The sequence below is a fragment of the Streptomyces sp. NPDC048211 genome (assembly GCF_043202315.1).
Taxonomy (GTDB): domain Bacteria; phylum Actinomycetota; class Actinomycetes; order Streptomycetales; family Streptomycetaceae; genus Streptomyces.
Window position 1 is genome coordinate 236,505 of sequence record NZ_JBIDAD010000006.1, and the last position, 20,803, is coordinate 257,307.

Sequence of the window (20,803 nt, forward strand, 5' to 3'; positions counted from 1 at the left end):
GAGCCGCCGCGGTGCCCGGCCGGGCCCCCTGCACGCCGGACGCGTGATCCTTGCGGGATGCACGCTGCTTCCGCTGCTGGCCCTGACGGCCTGCGGTCACGGCGGTGCGGACCGGTCACTGCCCGGGACGCCGCACGGCGCACACGGGGAGGGATTCCGGACAGCCTCCCTCACCGGCGGCAGCCGTCTCGTCATCACCACCCAGGGCGGCGTGCGGGTCGTCGGGACGGACGACGACCACGTGACGGTGGACGAGTCCGTCCTCGCCCGCGGTGACGGGAGCGGGAGTACGTACACCCTCGATCTGCCCTGCGACGAGGGTGATGACCGGGCCAGGGAGAACTGCGGGGGCATGCCTCTCGTACGCGTGCCGAGCGGCCTCACGCTCACCGTACGGGCGCGCAACGCCGGAATCGATGTGAGCGAGGTGCGGGGTGCGCTGAGCCTGAGCACCGTCAACGGCGACGTCACCGTGCAGGACTCGGGCGCGAAGAGCGCCCGCCAGCACCTCATGACCCGGAACGGGTCCGTCCGCGCGACCGGCCTCAAGGGGTTCGGCGTCGACGCCGGGACGGTCAACGGCGACGTCGATCTGCAGTGCGCCACCTCGCCCGGCACGCTCGACGGCGTGACCCGCAACGGGTCCGTGCGCGTGACCCTGCCGTCCGACGCGCCCGCGTACGCGACCGATGCGCGCACCGTCAACGGTCGTTCGACTCTGAACGTCCCGGTGGCCAAGGTCTCGGACCACACGCACCGGCTGACCCTGCGGACCGTCAACGGCGACACCGAGGCCCGCCGGGGTTAGGGCCTCTCGTCTGATGCAGGGCTGCGGATGCAGGCTGGAAGACAACGGTGCTCCCGGACGTTGGCTGCAGGTATGAGAATCAGTCAAGCTTCCAGAGTGAGCGGTGTGAGCGCGAGATCGTTACGGCACTACGAGGACAAGGGCTTGATCGTCTCCGGCCGTTTCAGCAACGGGTTCCGCGACTACTGCCAGTCCACCATCGACCGGGTCCTCGTGATCCGCTCGCTGCTGGAGTCCGGGCTGCCCGTGAGGTTGATCAAGGATGTCCTGCCCGGCCTCACCGACGGATCACCTGCCGGCGCCGACGCGGGGTTCCTGCACGAGGTCCAGAATCATCGCGACCGGCTGGCTGCCCGCATCGCCGTACTCAACGGTCAGCTGACAGCGCTCGACACCTACCTCCACGAGACCCGCGGCACTGATCTCTGACCGCCACTTGACCTTGACACAAGTGTCAGCCTTCTACGTTCGGTGCATGGAGACCAACGAGCAGGACATCGCCGGGCAGACGGTACGGGCCCTTGTCCAGCGGTCACACCTGGGACCGAAGGACCTGGCCCTCGTGACCGATCAGCAGCGCCCTTCTCCGGGACCGGGTGAGTACCTGATCCGGGTCGGTGCCGCCGGGGTCAACTTCGCTGACGTGATGCAGACGCACGGCACCTACGGAGGAGGCCCGCAGGCGCCCTATGTGGCGGGCTTCGAGGCCGCCGGCGAGATCGTGGCGGCCGGCCCGGACGTCGACAGCCCCCTTCCCCCGGGCACCCACGTGGTCGGAGCCGGCCCGGGTGCCTTCGCGCAGTACATGACGATGCCGGCCGCAGGGGTACTGCCCGTGCCCTCCGGCTGGAGCGATGCCGAGGCGCTCGGCATGGTGCTGAACTGGGCCACCGCCTTGGCAGCACTGAAGCCCCTGGGCGAGGTCGAGGCGGGCGAGGTGGTCCTCGTCCATGCCGCGGCCGGAGGCGTGGGGCAGGCCGCCGTCCGCCTCGCCCGCCACTACGGGGCGCGCGTGATCGCCACCGCGTCACCCGAGAAGCACGACACCGTCAGGGCGCTCGGCGCCGATGAAGTCCTGGACAGCCGGAGCCCCGACCTGGCGCAGGAGATCACCCGCCTGACCGGCGGGGTCGATCTGGTCCTGGAATCAGTGGGACAGGCCACGTTCAGGACCAGCCTGTCGGTGACCAGACCCTTCACCGGACGCATCGTGGTGTTCGGCGCGGCATCAGGCGACACCACCCTGAGCACGCACGATCTGATCTTTACCCATCAGGTCCAGGTCAAGGGGCTGCACATCGGTGCACTGGCGGCCGCGGCCCCGTCCCTGTACCGGTCGTTGCTCGTCGAGGTCGAGGCGCTCATCGCCCACGGCGTGTACCCGCCCGGCACCCCGCAGGTTCACCCCCTGGCCGAGGGAGCCCGGCTCCTGGAGCAACTCGAAGCCGGCCGGACCCAGGGCAAACTCGCCCTCGATCCCTGGCGTTAGGAACGCCAGTGCTCGGCATCTCCCGTGTCTGCCGCTCCCCAAGGGGTATCGGCTGCCGGCAGCGGACCGGTCATCCGCCGCCCCAGAGCCTCCTCGAAGGCATCACACGCGGCGGGGCGACGTGAAGTACGCAGCCGTCGGGCCACGTGGAGTCGCGGACGGCGGTGGTACGGGGCCGCGCCCGGGCAACCGCACGGCCCCGGACATGCCGGTGGGCCCGCGCGCACATCCCGCGGGCCCACCTCACACACGTACCGCCGGGGCGACTACGCCCAGGTGATCAGCCGCTTCGGCTGTTCCAGGATCGCGGCGACGTCCGCCAGGAACCTGGAGCCCAGCTCGCCGTCGATCAGGCGGTGGTCGAACGACAGGGCAAGCGTGGTCACCTGACGGGCCTTCACCTTGCCCTTGTGGACCCAGGGCTGGAGCTTGATCGCGCCGACCGCGAGGATCGCGGACTCGCCCGGGTTCAGGATCGGCGTGCCCGTGTCGACGCCGAAGACGCCGACGTTGGTGATGGTCACCGTGCCGCCCGCCATCGCGGCGGGGGACGTCTTGCCCTCGCGGGCCGTGGAGACCAGCTCGCCCAGGGACGCGGCCAGCTGCGGCAGCGTCTGGTCGTGCGCGTCCTTGACGTTCGGCACGATCAGTCCGCGCGGGGTCGCGGCGGCGATGCCCAGGTTGACGTAGTGCTTCAGCACGATCTCCTGGTTCACCTCGTCCCAGGCGGCGTTGACCTCGGGGTTCCGCTTGATCGCGACGAGGAGGGCCTTGGCGATGATCAGGAGCGGGTTGACCCGCACCCCGGCCATGTCCTTGTCTTCCTTGAGCTCCGCCACGAGCTTCATCGTGCGGGTCACGTCGACGGTCACGAACTCCGTGACGTGCGGCGCCGTGAAGGCGCTGCCGACCATGGCCTGCGCGATGGCCTTCCGTACGCCCTTGACGGGGATACGCGTCTCGCGCGCACCCGCCGGGGCCGCCGCGACCGGAGCCGCAGCGGGGGCCGGAGCCGGGGCCTCGGTCCGGGCCGGTGCCGGGGCGGGCGCCGGCTGCGCGGCCGCGTGCACGTCCTCGCGGGTGACGACGCCGCCCTCACCGGTCGGGGTGACCGTCGCCAGGTCGATGCCCAGGTCCTTGGCGAGCTTGCGCACCGGCGGCTTGGCGAGCGGCCGGGCCTCGGCGACCGCGGCGGGACCGTGGCCGTTCATCTCGCCCTGGATCGCGGCAGCCGCCGGGGACACAGCCGCGGGGGCGGCCTCCGTCCCCTTGCGGGCGCGCCGCTTGGTGGAGGACTCGGCGACGCCGTAGCCCACCAGCACGGGCTGGCGGCCCTTCGGTGCCTCGGGCTCGGGCTCGGGTTCGGCCTCCGGCTCCGCGGCGGGCACGGGCTCGGCTGCCGCCGCAGCGGGTGCCTCGTCGCCGGAACCCGGCGCCACGTCCACCGCGATGATCACCTCGCCGACGTCGACGGTCGTGCCCTCGGGGAAGCGCAGCTCGTGCACCACCCCGTCGAACGGGATGGGCAGCTCCACGGCCGCCTTGGCCGTCTCGACCTCGCAGACGACCTGGCCGTCGGTGACGGTGTCACCCGGCTGGACGAACCACTTGAGGATCTCGGCCTCGGTCAGTCCCTCGCCCACGTCGGGCATCTTGAACTCACGGAAGCGAGCAGCGTTGGAAGTGTCGGTCATCGTTGTCACGCCCCAGTCCTCAGTACGCCAGCGAGCGGTCGACGGCGTCGAGCACGCGGTCGAGACCCGGCAGGTACTCGTCCTCGAGCCGGGCCGGCGGATACGGGACGTGGTAGCCGCCGACCCTCAGCACGGGTGCCTCCAGGTGGTAGAAGCACCGCTCCGTGATGCGAGCGGCGATCTCCGCGCCGGAGCCGTAGAACACCGGTGCCTCGTGGACCACGACCAGCCTGCGGGTCTTCTCGACCGAGGCCTGGATGGCGTCGAAGTCGATCGGGGACATCGAGCGCAGGTCCACGACCTCGATCGACTTGCCCTCCTCCTCGGCTGCCGCGGCGGCCTCCAGGCAGACCTTCACCATCGGGCCGTAGGCCGCGAGTGTGAGGTCCGTGCCGGTACGGGCGACGGCAGCCCGGTGCAGCTGCCCCGGGATGGACTCGGTGTCGAGCTCGCTCTTGTCCCAGTAGCGGCGCTTCGGCTCGAAGAAGATGATCGGGTCGTCGCTCTGGACGGCCTGCTGCATCATCCAGTAGGCGTCGGACGCGTTGGAGGGCGAGACCACCTTCAGTCCCGCGACGTGCGCGAACAGTGCCTCGGGCGACTCGCTGTGGTGCTCGACGGCGCCGATGCCGCCGCCGTACGGAATCCGCACGACGACCGGCAGCTTGATCTTGCCGAGCGAACGGGCGTGCATCTTCGCGAGCTGCGTGACGATCTGGTCGTACGCGGGGAAGACGAAGCCGTCGAACTGGATCTCCACGATGGGCCGGTAGCCGCGCAGGGCCAGGCCGATCGCCGTGCCGACGATGCCGGACTCGGCGAGCGGGGTGTCGATCACCCGGTCCTCGCCGAAGTCCTTCTGGAGTCCGTCGGTGATCCGGAAGACCCCGCCCAGCTTGCCGACGTCCTCACCCATGATGAGGACCTTGGGGTCGGTGTCGAGAGCCTTGCGCAGCGACTCGTTGAGCGCCTTCGCGATGGACATCTTTTCCATGGCCATGGCTACTTGCCCTCCTCGGCGAACGATGCCTGGTAGGCGGCGAACTGGGCACGCTCCTCGTCGACGAGCGCGCTCCCGTCGGCGTAGGCGTGCTCGAAGATCGCCATCCGGTCGGGTTGCGGCATGGACCGCACGACGTCGCGGACCCGCTTGCCGAGGGTCTCGCTCTCCTCGTCGAGAGCGGTGAAGAACGCCTCGTCGGCGATGCCCTCGTTCTCCAGGTAGGTGCGCAGGCGCAGGATCGGGTCCTTGGCCTCCCAGGCGACGCGCTCCTCGTCGGCCCGGTACTTCGTCGGGTCGTCGGAGGTGGTGTGCGCGCCCATCCGGTAGGTGAACGCCTCGACGAGGGTCGGCCCCTCGCCCTGGCGGGCCCGCTCCAGGGCCGCCTTGGTGACGGCCAGACAGGCCAGGACGTCGTTGCCGTCGACCCGGACGCCGGGGAAGCCGAAGCCCTGGGCGCGCTGGTAGAGGGGCACCCGGGTCTGCTTCTCGGTGGGCTCGGAGATCGCCCACTGGTTGTTCTGGCAGAAGAACACCACGGGGGCGTTGTAGACCGCGGAGAAGGTGAACGCCTCGGCGACGTCGCCCTGGCTGGAGGCGCCGTCACCGAAGTACGCGATCACGGCCGAGTCCGCGCCGTCCTTGGCCACGCCCATGGCGTAGCCGGTGGCGTGCAGGGTCTGCGAGCCGATGACGATCGTGTAGAGGTGGAAGTTGTTGGTGTTCGGGTCCCAGCCTCCGTGGTTCACACCGCGGAACATCCCGAGCAGATTGGTCGGGTCGACCCCGCGGCACCAGGCGACGCCGTGCTCGCGGTAGGTCGGGAAGACGTAGTCGTCGTCGCGCAGCGCCCGGCCGGAGCCGATCTGCGCGGCCTCCTGGCCCAGCAGCGAGGCCCACAGGCCCAGCTCGCCCTGGCGCTGCAGCGCGGTGGCCTCGGCGTCGAAACGGCGGGTCAGGACCATGTCCCGGTACAGACCGCGCAGCTCGTCCTCGGTCAGGTCGATCGAGTAGTCCGGGTGCTCCACGCGCTCGCCCTCGGGCGTCAGCAGCTGTACGAGCTCGGGTCCGGAACTCTGTGATGTCTTCGCGGGCGTCTTCGCGGCGCTGGTCCGCTTGCTGCTGCGTCGCGGTTTACGCGCGGCAGCAGTGCTCTCCACGGTCACGTGCGTGCTCCTCCGTCGGTCCGGCCCCCGGGGTCTGCCGGGAAACCAGTGCGGCTCGCCTGTGTCCGTACCCGTGCACGGGGTGGGTGCCGCTCGGTCCGGGAAACAGGCGTGACAGGTGCCCCGGCGAGCGCCCTGTAAAAGGCACGTTACCCAGTGCCTCGCGTAACTGCGAAACCCTATCTGACCTGCGATTTTGCTTGGATATCCAAGTAAATCGAAGAATTCGGGAACTCTCGCTGGTCACAGCACTGGTAACAGCCTTGCAGGCCGCCGGAACAACGGCACGTTATCCCGCCCGACAGCGGCAGGGAAGAGGGGAGTGTGTGAGACTGCGTTTGTGCGCAAAGAAGGAAAAATCACTGTTTTTCTGCTGGATGACCACGAAGTCGTCCGGCGCGGAGTCCACGAGCTCCTCTCGGTCGAGGACGACATCGAAGTGGTCGGAGAGGCCGGTACGGCAGCGGACGCGCTGGTGCGGATCCCCGCGACGCGGCCCGATGTCGCCGTCCTCGACGTACGGCTGCCGGACGGCAGCGGAGTGGAGGTCTGCCGCGAGATCCGTTCCCAGGACGAGTCCATCCACTGCCTGATGCTGACCTCGTACGCCGACGACGAGGCACTTTTCGACGCGATCATGGCGGGCGCCGCCGGATATGTGCTCAAGGCGATCCGCGGCAATGAACTGCTGAATGCGGTACGGGACGTGGCGGCCGGGAAATCGCTGCTCGACCCGGTGGCCACCGCGCGGGTGCTGGAACGGCTGCGCGACGGAAAGAGGGGCCGCGACGACGACAAACTCGCGGGTCTCACCGATCAGGAGCGCAAGATCCTTGACCTGATCGGCGAGGGGCTGACGAACCGGGTGATCGGGGAGCGGCTCCACCTCGCCGAGAAGACGATCAAGAACTACGTCTCCAGCCTGCTGTCCAAGCTGGGCATGGAACGGCGCTCGCAGGCCGCCGCCTATGTGGCGCGGCTCCAGGCCGAGAGGCGCTGAGCGGGAGGTCCGCGGGACCCGGGTTCAGGACTTTGGTCCCGGCCCACCCGGGGCCCCGGCCTCTTATTCCGTCCACACAGGTGACGGACAGTGGAGGGCATGTCCTCCGAGGAACTCCACGCGATCCAGCTGCTCGGCCGGGTCCCCTACGGCCGGCTGGCGACGAGTATGCGAGCCCTCCCGATCCTGACGGTGGCCCGGCACATCGTCGCCGACGGCCGGGTCGTCCTGCGCATGCACAGCGGTCTCGGCTACCACGACGCCTGCGACGGCACGGTCGTGGCGTACGGGGCGGACAACTACAACGCCGCCACCTCCGCCGGCAGCCGCGATCTGTGGTCCGTGCAGTTCACCGGGCCCGCGCAGATCGTCGAGCCGACCTGCGCCCAGCGCGAGCTCTTCGGCCCCGCCCCGGTCGAGGTCAACGGGGAACCGTTCGAACCGGCCTACCTCGGGCTCGATCCGCACTTCGTCACTGTGCACACTCTGGACTTCCACGCAACTCCGCAGATCCGCAACGCAGCGTGATCTAACATCTGGCGAGTGCCGCGCTCATATGTAACCTTCCCGCCTGTTCCCCCGGTCGGGGAGGTGCTGAGCCGCTACCCGGACGCCGGAGAGCCGCTCACCTGCAAACCACTCGCCCAGGGCCTGCTCAACCACGGTTACCGGGTGTCCACGACCCGCGGTTCCTACTTCCTCAAGCACCATCTGGACGACTCCACCGGCGACCGCGCCACGATCGTCCGCCAGCACCGGGCCACCCAGCGGCTCCAGTCACTCGGCGTGCCCGTCGCACCGCCCGTCGTGGACAGCCACGGGGGCACCGTCACCGAGATCGGCGGCCGCTGCTACGCCCTGCACCCCTGGGTCGACGGACTGCACCGGGCAGGCGCCCAGCTCACCGTCGCCCAGTCCTTACGTCTCGGGGCGCTGCTCGGAGCCGTACACACCGGTCTTGAGCAGGTGATGGACGCGGGAGCCGGGACGGGGACCGGGGCCGCCGGTCGGCCCGGTCACGCGAGCCCCGACCCCTGCGACACGTTCACGCTGATCGACGAGCTGCTGGTCGCGGCGCGCGGCCGCCGGCCCCGGGACTCCTTCGACGAACTGGCCGAGCACCGGCTCCTGGAGCGGCGCACCCTGCTGGAACAGCACGCGGACCGCCGTCCGCCCACCCCGGACGGTCCGGCGACCGGCTGGGTGCACGGGGACTTCCACCCGCTCAACGTGCTCTACCGGGGCGCCGACCCCGTGGCGATCCTGGACTGGGACCGGCTGGGGGTGCAGCCGCGCGCGGAGGAGGCGGTACGGGCCGCCGCGATCTTCTTCGTGCAGCCGGCCGGGGAGCTGGAACTGGGGAAGGTGCGGGCGTACGCGCGCGCCTACCGGCGGGCGGCCGGTGCGGGGCCGGACGAACTGGCCGCGGCGGTGCACCGGGTGTGGTGGGAGCGGCTCAACGACTTCTGGATACTGCACTGGCGCTACTGCCTGAACGACAGCAGGGCCGACCCGCAGTTCCCTGCGGTGTCGGCCCTGGCGGTCTGGTGGACCCGTGAGTACGCCGCGGTGCTCGACGCGTTCACGGGGTGAGGGTCATCCGGCCGTCGTGCCGGTGCCCTCGGTCGCTCCCGCGGCGGTGTTTCCGGCGTCCGCACCGGCATCCGCGCCCGCGTCCGCGCCACCGTCGGTCGTGCCCGGCCCGGTCGTCGGGTCGGTCGGGGGCGGGGACTCGTTGCCCGTACCCCCGTTGTCCGTGCCCCCGTCCACCGTCGTGCCCTCCGTGTCCGTCTCCGTCGGAGTGGTGGTGGGCGTCGGCTCGGTCGTCTCGCTCGGGGTGAACGACGGGGTGTACGAGGGCTGATCGGGCGTCTCCTGCTGATCGCCCGTGGAGTTCCCCGGCTGTTCGGTGTCCTGCGTCGTCTCCTCGTCGGTCGGCGACGCCGACGTCTTCGTCGGGGAGGGCGAGGTGGACGTCGAGGCGGGCGGCGTCTCGGGCTTCCCGCCGTTGTCCTGCGCCGCGTTGACCGCGATGGCGACACCCGCGCCGATCGCGATCAGCGCGAGCACGATGAACAGCCACATCTTGCCGCGGCCACCACCGCCCTGCCGGGTGCTGCCGCCGTCGTAACCCCCGTCGTCCGGGTTCATCGGCGGCAGGATCGGGCCCTGCGAGGTGTCGCCGTACTGCTGGTAGCCGCCCATCGCGCGGGTGGAGCCGGTCATGCCCCGGGGCGGGGTGCCCGGGCCGTCGTTCAGCACGACCGGGCCGGTGTTCCACGTACCGGTGTGACCGCCCTGCACCTGGAGCATCTGCAGGCTGTACTGAACCAGTCCGCGCATCTCCTCGGCGCTCTGGAACCGGTCGTCCGGGTCCTTCGCGAGCGAGCGCATGACGAGCCCGTCGAGCTCCGGCGGCACCGCCCCCTGCGAGACCTCCGACGGCGGGACCGGAGTGTCCTGAACGTGCTGGTACACAACGGAAAGCGGCGTCTCACCGGTGAACGGGGGCCGCAGCGCGAGCAGTTCGTAGAGCAGACAGCCGGTGGCGTACAGGTCGGAGCGGTGGTCGACGGCCTTGCCCAGCGCCTGCTCGGGGGAGAGGTACTGCGGCGTTCCCATGACCATGCCGGTCTGGGTCATCGTCGACTGCGCGCCGTGCAGCGCACGGGCGATGCCGAAGTCCATCACCTTGACCGCGCCGGAGTGCGTGATGATCACGTTGGCCGGCTTGATGTCCCGGTGCACGATCCCGTGCTGGTGCGAGTAGGCCAACGCCTCCAGCACCCCGGAGACGATGATCAACGCCTGCTCCGGAGGCGGGGCCTCCGCGTTGAGCAGCAGGTCGCGGATGGTGCGGCCCTCGACGAGCTCCATGACGATGTACGGGACGGTCTGACCGGCCACGGTGTCCTCGCCGGAGTCGTACACCGCCACCACCGCATGGTGGTTGAGGCCGGCGACCGACTGCGCCTCACGCGTGAACCGGGCCTTGGAGACCGGGTCCTCGGCAAGATCGGAGCGCAGCAGCTTCACCGCGACCGTACGTCCCAGCCGGACGTCCTCGGCCGCGAAGACCTCGGCCATGCCGCCCCGGCCCAGGCGGCCGGTCAGCCGGTAGCGTCCGTCGCCGACGACACCGCCGATGCCCCAGGAATCGGTGCCATCCGGAACTCCGCCGCCGTTTGCTTCGGGTTCGGGTGCCATCAGTCCTCGCCGTCGTTTCTGTCCGCGCGTCCGCGGGTTCTCACGGTGCCTTGCTGCATTGCCACGTCACGCTACAGCCTTCGTCGGACACACCGTTTCCGAGAGGGACGGGTCATCCAACCGGCTGGCGCGCCCTGCACGCAAATTCCATGCGGTTCCTGTAACGCTTCCGAGACGCTTCTTGTGCGTAGGGTCACGGAACGGGCACCTGGCTTGACGTGTCGTACCCCTCGGGCAGACTTGGCCAGTAATACGGATCTTCGCGCGGTCGCGCGGCCCTAGGGGGAAGTAAGTCATGAGCCAGGACGGCGCACAGGGTGCCCAGGGTCGCTACGCGGGCGGTTCGGTCGCCGGCGGCCGCTACCAGCTGCGCGACCTGCTGGGCGAAGGCGGGATGGCCTCCGTATATCTGGCTTACGACTCCGCTCTCGACCGCCAGGTCGCGATCAAGACGCTCCACACGGAGCTCGGCCGCGAGCAGTCGTTCCGCGAGCGCTTCCGGCGCGAGGCGCAGGCGGTCGCCAAGCTCCAGCACACCAACATCGTCTCCGTCTTCGACACCGGCGAGGACGAGCTCGGCGGCGCGCTGATGCCGTACATCGTCATGGAGTACGTCGAGGGGCAGCCGCTCGGCTCCGTCCTCCAGGCGGACATCCGCAACTACGGCGCGATGCCCGCCGACAAGGCGCTCAAGGTGACGGCCGACGTGCTGGCCGCCCTGGACACCAGCCACGAGATGGGCCTGGTCCACCGCGACATCAAGCCCGGCAACGTGATGGTGACCAAGCGCGGCATCGTGAAGGTCATGGACTTCGGCATCGCCCGCGCCATGCAGTCGGGCGTCACGTCGATGACGCAGACCGGCATGGTCGTCGGCACCCCGCAGTACCTCTCCCCCGAACAGGCCCTGGGCCGTGGCGTGGACGCCCGCTCCGACCTGTACTCCGTCGGCATCATGCTGTTCCAGCTGCTGACCGGCCGCATCCCCTTCGACGCGGACTCCCCGCTCGCCATCGCGTACGCGCACGTGCAGGAGGAGCCGGTCGCCCCGTCCACCATCAACCGGTCGCTCACCCCGGCGATGGACGCCCTCGTCGCCCGCGCCCTGAAGAAGAACCCCAACGAGCGCTTCCCGAGCGCCGCCGCGATGCAGGACGAGATCGCGCGCGTGCTGAGCGCGAGCGGGCAGACGGGCGCCCCCGTGATCGTCAGCGGCGCGGGCACACCGGCGAACAGCGGCTCCGGGGTCGGCTCGGCCGTCTTCCCGCCGGTCGACCAGTCCACCCCGGCGCCGAACGTGCAGACGCCGTACCAGCCGGGCCCCTACCAGTCGCAGCAGCAGCCCGGTCCCTACGGCGCGCCGACCCCGGCACCCGCCCCGGCACCGTCGTACGGCTATCCGCAGTCGGCTCCCGCGTACCAGACACCGGCGGCGATGTCGCCGATGCAGCAGCAGACCCCGCCGCCGTACACGGTCTCGCCGCAGACGCACGCCCCGTCCTCGGGCGGCGGCTCCAAGCGGAACATGCCGGTGATCGTCGGCTCGATCGTGGTCGCCCTGATCGCGATCGGCGGCCTGATCACGGCGCTCGCGCTCAACGACGACGACCCGGGCAAGGGCGGCACCGAGGCCACGTCGAGCGAGTCCCCCTCCGGCGACCACAAGGATCCGGAGCGGAACCGGACGATAGACACCGACAAGTGCACAGACGCGTACGAGGACGACGACGACCCGAACAAGGTCGACGCCCCGAGCTTCCTCTACAAGGACATCCTCTCGGCCCGTGCCTGCGCGGACGCCGCGGGCTGGACCATCAAGCAGATCAAGGTCCCGGGGAACGCGTACGCGGAGGACCAGGTCATCGACCAGTTCCCCACGTCCGGAACCGCGGTGCCCAAGGTGGGCGCCCACTTCGAGCTGCGCATCGCGACGGGCGACCCGGCGTAGCGGGTCCTGCGGCCTCGGCGTCACGGGTCCTGGTCCTGGGGCCTCGACGTCACGGGTCCTGATCCTGCGGCCTCGGCATGCGTCGCCGTCCGGCTGCCGTCCTCCGCCGTCCGTCCGCCGTCTCTCCGACGTCCGTCCGCCGTCCTCCGCCGCCCGTGCACCATCCGTCCGCATCACCTGAGATGCCGGACATACCGTCACATGTGACGCTGGCGTCATGGCTTCAGGACACCTCGCCTCACGGCCCTCAAGGTGCGTGGCCTGCCTGGCACTGACGGCAGCCGCTGCACTGGGGGCCATGACGGGCGCGGAGACCGCCCATGCCGGCCCTTCCCTTGCGCAGCGGCCCGGCGCGTCCGTGACGCCGAGGGCGCCCCTCCCTTCCGGATCAGCGGCCGGGACACCCGCCGGGTCGGCCACCGGGTCGCCGGCCGGCCCGGCAGTCGTCGGTCCGCCGTCCGTGCCGCTCGTGCCCCCCGTGCCGTCCGCGCCGCCGTACGTGGCGCCGTCGGTGGCCCCGTCTGAGGCCCCGTCCGCCACGCGGCCCGCTGCGCAGTCGGGGGCGTCCGTCACCCCCTCGGCGGCGCCCGCGCGCCCCGCGCCCCTGGCGCCCTCCTCCAAGGCCTCCCTCCCGGGTTCCGCGTCCCCGTCCGCCTCCCTCTCGTCCTCCGCCTCCGCATCTCCTTCGCCGAGCGCCGGATCGCCGCGTCCGGACAACGTCGGGGCGCCGCTGGCCGGGTGGCCCGCCGGAGCGGGGCGGCCGCGGCCGGGGAGGACGCTGACGCCCGAGGAGCTCGCGCGGGCCGACGCCCTCGACGAGGCCCAGGACCAGGCCGAGAAGGAACCTCCGGCGACACAGCCCGCCGCCCATCCGGCCCTCACTCCGGAGACCGGCGCGTCCCCCGGAGCAGGCCGGATGTCTCAGCAGGCCCTTGAGGGGCCGGCCGTCGAGCAGGTCCAGCAGGTGTCGCTCGGCGCCGGAATCGCCCTGGTCGGACTGGGAATCGGCTTCCTCGCCTTCCGCATGCGCCGCTCCGGCTGAGGACCGCACGGCGGAGGGGAGACACGCCCCGGCGGGAGTCCACAGGAACTTGCATTCACCAACATACTCGGTATACATACTCAGTATGTCGATCCGCCACGGGCTGCTGGCCCTCCTGGAACGAGGGCCTCGGTACGGCTCTCAGCTCCGCACCGAATTCGAGTCGCGCACCGGCTCCACCTGGCCGCTCAACGTCGGGCAGGTGTACACGACGCTGAGCAGGCTGGAGCGCGACAACCTGGTCGTCCAGGACGGCGAGGACGACCAGGGGCACGCTCTCTACTCGATCAGCGACGACGGACGGGCCGAGCTGCGCACCTGGTTCGAGACGCCGGTCGACCGGAGCAGCCCGCCCCGCGACGAACTGGCCATCAAGCTCGCCATGGCCGTCGGCGCTCCCGGAGTCGACATCCGGGCCGTCATCCAGTCCCAGCGCCACCACACCGTGAAGGCGATGCAGGACTACACCCGCCTCAAGGCGCAGGCACTCACCGACGCGCCCTCCAACCGCGACGAGGTCGCCTGGCTGCTCGTACTGGAACAGCTGATCTTCCAGGCCGAGGCCGAGGCCCGCTGGCTGGACCACTGCGAGTCCCGGCTGGTCCGGCTCGCCGAGGCCGCCGCCACGGAGCCGGAGGCGACCGGGCCCCCGCGCAGCGGAGCCCGCGCCGCCTCCCGGCCCCGCGCACGCCGCTGAGCCGGCGGCCCACCGCCGCCCGGTCACGGCCCGGGTGACCGCCGCACACCGACCACAGAACCGTTCCGAGGGGGAACCCACCGTCATGTCCCCGCACATCCCAACCCCGTCACCGGCCGCTCCGCCCCTGCCGGTGGATGCTCCGGTGCTCGAACTCCGTGACCTCACCCGCACCCATGGCACCGGCATCGCGGAGGTGCACGCCCTGCGCGGGATCAACCTTGCGGTGCACCCCGGTGAGCTCGTCGCCGTGATGGGCCCGTCCGGCTCGGGCAAGTCCACCCTGCTGACCCTCGCCGGCGGTCTCGACACCGCGACCGGCGGCCAGATCATCATCGAGGGACAGGACATCTCCACGCTGGGCCGCAAGGGCATCGCCGCCCTGCGCCGCCGCAGCGTCGGGTACGTCTTCCAGGACTACAACCTGATCCCCGCGCTGACCGCCGCCGAGAACGTCGCCCTGCCGCGCGAACTCGACGGCGTCTCGGTCCGCAAGGCCCGCAAGGAGGCGCTCAGCGCGTTGGAGGAGATGAACCTCCTCGAAGTCGCCGACCGTTTCCCGGACGAGATGTCCGGCGGCCAGCAGCAGCGCGTCGCGATCGCCCGCGCGCTGGTGGGGGACCGGCGCCTGGTACTCGCCGACGAACCGACCGGCGCCCTCGACTCCGAGACCGGCGAGACCGTCCTCGCGCTGCTGCGCCACCGCTGCGACCAGGGCGCCGCCGGGGTGATGGTGACGCACGAACCGCGGTACGCCGCCTGGGCGGACCGGGTGGTCTTCCTGCGGGACGGTTCGATCGTCGACCAGACCCTGGCAGTCGGCGCCGATTCGCTCCTGGCCGCCGGGAGCGCCGAGTGAGCCCCTTCACGGGGTGGCGCGCCGCCCTCCGGATAGCCCGCCGCGACGCCCTGCGGGCGAAGGGCCGCAGCGCCCTGGTGGTCGCGATGATCGCGCTTCCGGTACTCGGGGTGACGGCCGCGGACGTCACGTACCGCAGTGTCGACAACACCGAGGCCGAGCAGCTGACGGCGCGGATGGGATCGGCCGACGCGCTCTTCAGCGACCCGGGCATGGGGCCGCTGCAGCAGATGCCCGACGGGAACGCGTACGACATCGCCGGTGACGCGGCGCCCGAAGGGGACCTCCCGCCGATCGACATGCGCACCGCATTGCCCGAGGGTGCCCGGGCGGTCAGCATCCGGTCCGTGCCCGCGAGCGTCACGACCGCGTACGGGCTCACCAACACCGAGATCGTGGAGTTCCGGGCCTCGGACCCGATGGCCCGGGGCATGGTCGACCTGGTCGAGGGCGAGTTCCCGGGCGGCACCGGTGAGATGGCGGCCACGAAGCCGTTCCTGGATTCATCGGGGCTGCACATCGGCTCCCGCACCACGGTGAAGAGCGCCGGGCGGACGTACACCATCACCGGCGTGATCGAGCAGCACGACGATCTGGCGGCGCGGAAGCTGTACGCCGATCCGGGTGCCGTCATCGCCCCTTGGCAAGCCGCGTCCGACAAGGACAAGAAGGTGCTGCCGCCCAACACCGGCTCGACCGAGTGGCTGGTCAAGGGGCCCGGCGGGGCCGGAGTCGGCTGGGGCGACGTGCTCGCGGCCAACAAGGCCGGCGCCCTCGTCGTGTCCCGGCAGCTGGTCCTGGACCCGCCGCCGGACTCCGAGGTCCCGATGGCGCGGTCGATGAGCGACTACGGCTCGAACGACTCCGCCGAGGCGAGCGCTGCCGTCGTCACCGTGGTCGCCATGGCGCTCCTGGAGATCGTCCTGCTCGCCGGACCGGCCTTCGCCGTCGGCGCGCGTCGCTCACGCCGTCAGCTGGGCCTCGTCGGCACCTGCGGGGGCGACCGGCGCCACGTACGTGCCATCGTGCTCTCCGGCGGGCTGGTACTGGGCGCCATCGGGGCGGTGACCGGTGTCGCGGCAGGGCTGCTGCTCACGGTCGTGTTCCGGCCGCTGATCGAGGAATGGGCCGGCCAGCGCTTCGGCTCCCTGGTCCTGAAGCCCACGGAACTCCTCGTCATCGCGGCGCTCGGTCTGGTCACCGGGCTCCTCGCGGCGTTCGCCCCGGCGATCGTGGCCGCCCGGCAGTCCGTACTGGAATCACTGACCGGCCGGCGCGGTGTGCGCCGCAGCTCCCGGGTGCTGCCCACCGTGGGCGGCTGTGTGCTGGCCCTCGGTATCGCCGTCGCCGTCTACGGCGGCACCAGCGGCGAGTCCACGCTGGTCGCCGGCGGTTCGGTCGTCGCCGAACTCGGTCTGCTGGCCTGCATTCCGTTGATCGTCGGCCTGCTGGGCCGGCTCGGCCGCAGGCTGCCGCTCTCGCCGCGGATGGCGCTGCGCGACGCCGCCCGCAACCGCGGCCGCACCGCTCCGGCGGTCGCCGCCGTGATGGCGGCCGTCGCGGGCTCGGTCGCCATCGCGACGTACATGTCCAGCAGCCTGGCCGAGTCCGACCAGGACTACACACCCATGCTGGCGCAGGGGACGATGGTCCTGTCGGCCACCGACGCCGAGTCGGCCGAGCGGCTGCCGCTGGCCCGCGCGTCCGTCGAGCAGAACATGGCGGTGTCCGGCGGTCACGCCGACTTCTCCCGGGTCTGGGCGGGCAGCGACTGCAACGTCTACTACGAGGACGAGGACAGCTGCGGCAGCATGGAGCTGGTGAAGCCCACCGGCAAGGGCCACACCTGCCCGCTCAACACGAAGGGCGCCAAGGAACTCGCCGCACGGCTCTCCGCGGAGGAACACCGGCGGATGATGCGCTCCCCCGCCTGCATGGACGAGTACACCTCCTCGGGCAGTTTCAGCTCGGAGTCCAACAACATCGTGGTGGGCGGCCCCGAACTGCTCCGCACCTACGCGAAGCTCGACGACCCCGCGGCCACCGAAGCGCTGAAGGCCGGCACCCCCGTCCTGCTGAACCGGGCGTACGCGAAGAACGGCGAGATCACCCTCAAGGCCGTCCACACGTACAACGCCAAGGACAAGACGAACCGCAAGCTGCACCCGGGTCCGGCCCGCACGTCCACGGACCGGATCAAGGTGTACGTCGCGGACGCCGAGTACGCCGCCACTCCCGGCATCCGCATGATCCTTCCCCAGCGGGCCGCCGAGCGGCTCGGCCTGCACACCGAGGCGTCGGGCAGTGTGTACGCCGTCCCCCACCCGCCATCGGACGCCGAGGAGCAGCGCGTCTCGGCGGCCATCGACCAGGCCGGCGGCGGGCTCTGGCTCCAGACCGAGCACATCCCCGGTGACCGGGAGAGCGTCATTCTCCTGATCCTCACCCTGTTCGCCGGCGTGGTGACCCTGGGTGCGGCGGCCATCGCCACGGGTCTCGCCAAAGCCGACGCGGAGGCCGACCTCACCACGCTGAGCGCGGTCGGCGCACCCCCGCGGGTCCGGCGGACGCTTTCCGGCTTCCAGTGCCTGGTGGTGGCGCTCACCGGAGTGCTGCTGGGCACCGCGGCAGGGCTGATTCCGGCAGTGGCACTGCGTCTGGTCGACCTGCGCAACGCGATGGACGCGATGCGGAAGGAGCCTATGGAGTCCGCCTTCACACCGATCGTGCTGCCCTGGGCGACCATCGGGCTGCTCGCCGTGGTCGTCCCGCTGCTGGCCGGGGTGCTGGCGGCGGCGCTCACCCGCTCCCGGCTGACCCTGTCCCGGCGCGCCGGGTGAACCGGCACAGGGCCGCCTCGGCCGCCTGACCGGCCGCTTCGACGCACATTCGGTGCCCTCGGAAACGGTGGATCATCCGTTTCCGGGGGCACCACAGTGTTGTACGGCACGTGTGCGAGACAATGGGCGGCATGGAGATGCCGAGGAATGAACGGTCGCAGGAGCACCCCCAGGTCCTCGTGGTGGGGCAGGACGGAATGGCGATCGGCGGCGGTGGCACTGACGACGAGTCGCGGGAGGTCCCGGTGACGGAGATGGTCGAACAGCCCGCGAAGGTCATGCGCATCGGCAGCATGATCAAGCAACTCCTGGAGGAGGTCAGGGCGGCTCCCCTCGACGAGGCGAGCCGAGTGCGCCTGAAGGAGATCCACGCCAGCTCGGTCAAGGAGCTCGAGGACGGCCTCGCGCCGGAGCTGGTGGAGGAACTGGAGCGGCTCTCCCTGCCGTTCACCGAGGAGTCGGTACCCTCCGAGGCGGAACTCCGGATCGCGCAGGCCCAGTTGGTCGGCTGGCTGGAAGGCCTCTTCCACGGCATCCAGACGGCGTTGTTCGCCCAGCAGATGGCCGCCCGGGCGCAGCTGGAGCAGATGCGCCGCGCGCTGCCTCCCGGCAGCGGCCACGAGGAGGAGGACGGCGGCGCGGACCCGCACGGACCACTGCGCTCCGGCCCGTACCTGTAACCCTGCGCCGGTCCCGTACACCCCATAGGTCCACCCGATCCCGCGCGGAGGGCCCGGCACACGAGGTTCGTGTGCCGGGCCCTCCGCGTGTGCCCGGGCGCTGCGCTCGTCCGGGACCCTTCGCGGGTCCGGACCCTGCGCGTCCGGAGATCGACCGGGTGTGTCCTGATCAGGCGGCTGTGGGTGCCTGGAGGAGGACCTTGCCGACGTGGGTGCTGGACTCCATCACCCGGTGGGCCTCTGCCGCGTCCTGCATCGGAAGGGTGCGGTCCACGACCGGGCGGACGACGCCGTCGGCGATCAGTGGCCACACGTGCTCGCGCACGGCGGCCACGATCGCGGCCTTCTCGGCGAGCGGGCGACCGCGCAGCGACGTGGCGGTGACGGCGGCCCGCTTGCTCAGCAGGGCGCCGAGGTTCAGTTCTCCCTTGGCCCCGCCCTGCAGACCGATGATCGCGAGCCGTCCGTTGACGGCGAGCGCCCGCACGTTGCGGTCCAGGTACTTCGCACCGACGATGTCGAGGATGACATCCGCGCCCGTCCCCTCGGTCGCCTTGCGGAGTTCCTCGACGAAGTCCTGTTCCCGGTAGTCGATGAGGATGTCGGCGCCGAGTTCCGCACAGCGGGCCAGCTTCTCCGGACCACCGGCGGTCACGGCGACCCGGGCACCGACCGCCTTGGCGAGCTGGATCGCCATGGTGCCGATGCCGCTGGATCCGCCGTGCACCAACAGCGTCTCGGCAGGCCGCAGATGGGCCACCATGAACACGTTGGACCAGACGGTGGCCGTCACTTCGGGCAGCGCCGCGGCGTACGTGAGGTCCAGGCCGTCCGGTACGGGGAGCAGCTGCCCGACCGGGACGGCGACCTTCTCCGCATAGCCGCCGCCCGCGAGGAGCGCGCACACCTCGTCACCGACCGACCAGCCGACGACACCGGGGCCGATGGCCGAGATGCGGCCCGCGCACTCCAGACCCGGGTAGGGGGACGCTCCGGGAGGCGGGTTGTAGAAGCCCTGCCGCTGGAGTACATCGGCCCGGTTGACCGCGCTGGACACGACATCGACGAGGACCTCGCCCTCGCCGGGTACGGGATCGGGCACCTCGGCCCAGACGAGCGCCTCGGGGCCACCGGGTTCGGGGATCGTGATCGCATGCATGGCCGCGAGGCTACTCCGTGGCGGGTGGACGGCCGCGATGCGCGCCTGGGCGGCGCGCAACGACCGTGGTTCCGCCTGCGTCCCCGGGCGGCGGGACGGCGCGGAAGCAACCCCTGACGGCTCGCTTCGCTCAGGCTCGCGGGGCCGCCTGCGGCGGGTGGTTCAGGGGCGGCTCGTTGGAGGCGCGCACGATGGTGATCAGCCGATCCGTCAGCTGCAACGGACTGGCCGCCGGATCGTCGTACCCCAGAAGCCGGTGGCCGCGCAGGACGCTGACCACGAGGTCGTCGGTCTCCCGGACGCTCTTTCCCACCTCGGCCTTTATCACCGGCCGCTCGACGAGATCGAGCCCGCTGCCCTGCTGGATCAGGTCCTCCATCACCGTGCCCGCACTGGGGCTGAGCACGGAGAGCCCCAGCAGCCGGCCCGCGGCGCTGGCGCTGGTGATGACCGCGTCGGCGCCGGACTGCCGCAGCAGGGGAGCGTTCTCCTCCTCGCGCACCGCGGCCACGATCTTCGCTCCCCGGTTGAGCTGACGCGCGGTCAGCGCGACCAGCACCGCCGTGTCGTCGCGCTGGGTGGCGATGATGACCTGACGCGCCTTCTGGAGCTCGGCCCGCAGCAGCACATCGCTGCGGGTGGCGTCCCCGAGCACCCCGGTGAAGCCCTCGGCATTGGCGATCTCTATCACCTTGGACGCCGGGTCGACGATGACGATCTGGTCCTTCCGCAACCCGGTGGCGCAGAGGGTCTGGATCGCAGAACGGCCCTTTGTACCGAAGCCGACGACGACAGTGTGGTCACGCAAGTTGGTTCTCCAACGCTTCAGCCGGAAGTCCTCGCGGGTCCGTTCCGTGAGGACCTCAAGGGTGGTGCCGACCAGGATGATGAGGAAGAGCACGCGCAGCGGTGTCACGAGCACCACGTTGATGAGCCGGGCACCGTCGCTGTACGGGGTGATGTCGCCGTACCCGGTGGTGGAGAGCGTGACCGTCGCGTAGTACACCGCGTCCAGCAGGTCGACCTTGCCGTCGGCGGCGTCGTGGTAGCCGCCGCGGTCGACCCAGACGATCAGCACCGTCACGGCGAGCACCGCCAGAGCCATCATCAGCCGCTTGGCGACCTGCCGAGCCGGTCCGTCGACGACCCTGCGCGGGAGCATCACCCGGGTGGGGACGACATGCTCGTCGGCATGCCTGGCCATCGCGTCATGG

18 protein-coding genes are annotated in these 20,803 nt (G+C 71.0%); 12 read left to right on the plus strand and 6 right to left on the minus strand.

Features of this window, described 5'->3' with window-relative positions; translation table 11 throughout:
• Positions 1 to 43: 43 nt before the first annotated feature.
• The 3 genes from ACGFZA_RS23325 (at position 44) to ACGFZA_RS23335 (ending at position 2,297) form a co-directional block, all read left to right on the plus strand.
• On the plus strand, positions 44 to 808 hold the full coding sequence (locus ACGFZA_RS23325) for a DUF4097 family beta strand repeat-containing protein (protein WP_393681627.1): 765 nt from the start codon (positions 44 to 46) through the stop codon (positions 806 to 808).
• A gap of 72 nt (positions 809 to 880) precedes the next feature.
• Positions 881 to 1,237, plus strand: a complete 357-nt coding sequence (locus ACGFZA_RS23330) for a MerR family transcriptional regulator (protein ID WP_385277869.1) — start codon at positions 881 to 883, stop codon at positions 1,235 to 1,237.
• A gap of 46 nt (positions 1,238 to 1,283) precedes the next feature.
• Positions 1,284 to 2,297, plus strand: coding sequence for an NADPH:quinone oxidoreductase family protein (locus ACGFZA_RS23335; protein WP_393681629.1), 1,014 nt, complete (start codon positions 1,284 to 1,286; stop codon positions 2,295 to 2,297).
• A gap of 266 nt (positions 2,298 to 2,563) precedes the next feature.
• Here the strand turns inward: ACGFZA_RS23335 and ACGFZA_RS23340 are convergent, their stop codons facing one another.
• Genes ACGFZA_RS23340 through pdhA form a run of 3 tightly spaced genes read right to left on the minus strand, consistent with a single transcriptional unit; the run spans position 2,564 to position 6,157 of the window.
• On the minus strand, positions 2,564 to 4,000 hold the full coding sequence (locus ACGFZA_RS23340; protein WP_393681631.1) for a dihydrolipoamide acetyltransferase family protein: 1,437 nt from the start codon (positions 3,998 to 4,000) through the stop codon (positions 2,564 to 2,566).
• Between the two features lie 10 nt (positions 4,001 to 4,010).
• Positions 4,011 to 4,991, minus strand: a complete 981-nt coding sequence (locus ACGFZA_RS23345) for an alpha-ketoacid dehydrogenase subunit beta (protein ID WP_385277863.1) — start codon at positions 4,989 to 4,991, stop codon at positions 4,011 to 4,013.
• Between the two features lie 2 nt (positions 4,992 to 4,993).
• Positions 4,994 to 6,157, minus strand: coding sequence for a pyruvate dehydrogenase (acetyl-transferring) E1 component subunit alpha (gene pdhA, locus ACGFZA_RS23350; protein ID WP_385277861.1), 1,164 nt, complete (start codon positions 6,155 to 6,157; stop codon positions 4,994 to 4,996).
• Positions 6,158 to 6,497: 340 nt separating this feature from the next.
• Between pdhA and ACGFZA_RS23355 the strand changes: the two genes are divergently transcribed.
• From ACGFZA_RS23355 to ACGFZA_RS23365, 3 genes are all read left to right on the plus strand, one after another.
• Entirely contained in the window at positions 6,498 to 7,157 is a 660-nt protein-coding gene (locus tag ACGFZA_RS23355; protein ID WP_385277859.1) for a response regulator, read from the plus strand.
• A gap of 99 nt (positions 7,158 to 7,256) precedes the next feature.
• Positions 7,257 to 7,685, plus strand: coding sequence for a pyridoxamine 5'-phosphate oxidase family protein (locus tag ACGFZA_RS23360; RefSeq protein WP_385277856.1), 429 nt, complete (start codon positions 7,257 to 7,259; stop codon positions 7,683 to 7,685).
• Positions 7,686 to 7,748: 63 nt separating this feature from the next.
• Positions 7,749 to 8,750, plus strand: coding sequence for a phosphotransferase enzyme family protein (locus tag ACGFZA_RS23365; RefSeq protein ID WP_385277854.1), 1,002 nt, complete (start codon positions 7,749 to 7,751; stop codon positions 8,748 to 8,750).
• A 3-nt stretch (positions 8,751 to 8,753) separates the two neighbouring features.
• Here the strand turns inward: ACGFZA_RS23365 and ACGFZA_RS23370 are convergent, their stop codons facing one another.
• Positions 8,754 to 10,364, minus strand: coding sequence for a protein kinase (locus ACGFZA_RS23370; RefSeq protein ID WP_385277852.1), 1,611 nt, complete (start codon positions 10,362 to 10,364; stop codon positions 8,754 to 8,756).
• Positions 10,365 to 10,659: 295 nt separating this feature from the next.
• On the opposite strand from ACGFZA_RS23370, the gene ACGFZA_RS23375 reads away from it, so the two are divergent.
• From ACGFZA_RS23375 to ACGFZA_RS23400, 6 genes are all read left to right on the plus strand, one after another.
• Positions 10,660 to 12,312, plus strand: coding sequence for a protein kinase (locus ACGFZA_RS23375; RefSeq protein ID WP_393681636.1), 1,653 nt, complete (start codon positions 10,660 to 10,662; stop codon positions 12,310 to 12,312).
• Positions 12,313 to 12,823: 511 nt separating this feature from the next.
• Positions 12,824 to 13,354, plus strand: a complete 531-nt coding sequence (locus tag ACGFZA_RS23380) for a hypothetical protein (protein WP_393681638.1) — start codon at positions 12,824 to 12,826, stop codon at positions 13,352 to 13,354.
• A gap of 85 nt (positions 13,355 to 13,439) precedes the next feature.
• Positions 13,440 to 14,051: a PadR family transcriptional regulator gene (locus ACGFZA_RS23385; protein ID WP_393681640.1), complete on the plus strand. Its 612-nt coding sequence runs from the start codon at positions 13,440 to 13,442 to the stop codon at positions 14,049 to 14,051.
• 85 nt (positions 14,052 to 14,136) lie between these two features.
• The gene (locus ACGFZA_RS23390) at positions 14,137 to 14,910 is read left to right on the plus strand and encodes an ABC transporter ATP-binding protein (RefSeq protein ID WP_393681642.1); all 774 of its coding nucleotides are present in this window, start codon (positions 14,137 to 14,139) and stop codon (positions 14,908 to 14,910) included.
• Positions 14,907 to 17,750, plus strand: a complete 2,844-nt coding sequence (locus tag ACGFZA_RS23395) for an FtsX-like permease family protein (protein ID WP_393681644.1) — start codon at positions 14,907 to 14,909, stop codon at positions 17,748 to 17,750. Before ACGFZA_RS23390 ends, ACGFZA_RS23395 begins: the two co-directional genes overlap by 4 nt.
• Positions 17,751 to 17,881: 131 nt before the next feature.
• Entirely contained in the window at positions 17,882 to 18,430 is a 549-nt protein-coding gene (locus ACGFZA_RS23400; protein WP_148019789.1) for a bacterial proteasome activator family protein, read from the plus strand.
• A 169-nt stretch (positions 18,431 to 18,599) separates the two neighbouring features.
• On the opposite strand, the gene ACGFZA_RS23405 is transcribed toward ACGFZA_RS23400, so the two are convergent.
• Together ACGFZA_RS23405 and ACGFZA_RS23410 are read right to left on the minus strand one after the other, a co-directional pair.
• The gene (locus ACGFZA_RS23405; protein ID WP_385277840.1) at positions 18,600 to 19,589 is read right to left on the minus strand and encodes an NAD(P)H-quinone oxidoreductase; all 990 of its coding nucleotides are present in this window, start codon (positions 19,587 to 19,589) and stop codon (positions 18,600 to 18,602) included.
• A gap of 130 nt (positions 19,590 to 19,719) precedes the next feature.
• Entirely contained in the window at positions 19,720 to 20,793 is a 1,074-nt protein-coding gene (locus ACGFZA_RS23410; protein ID WP_385278015.1) for a potassium channel family protein, read from the minus strand.
• Positions 20,794 to 20,803: the final 10 nt, after the last annotated feature.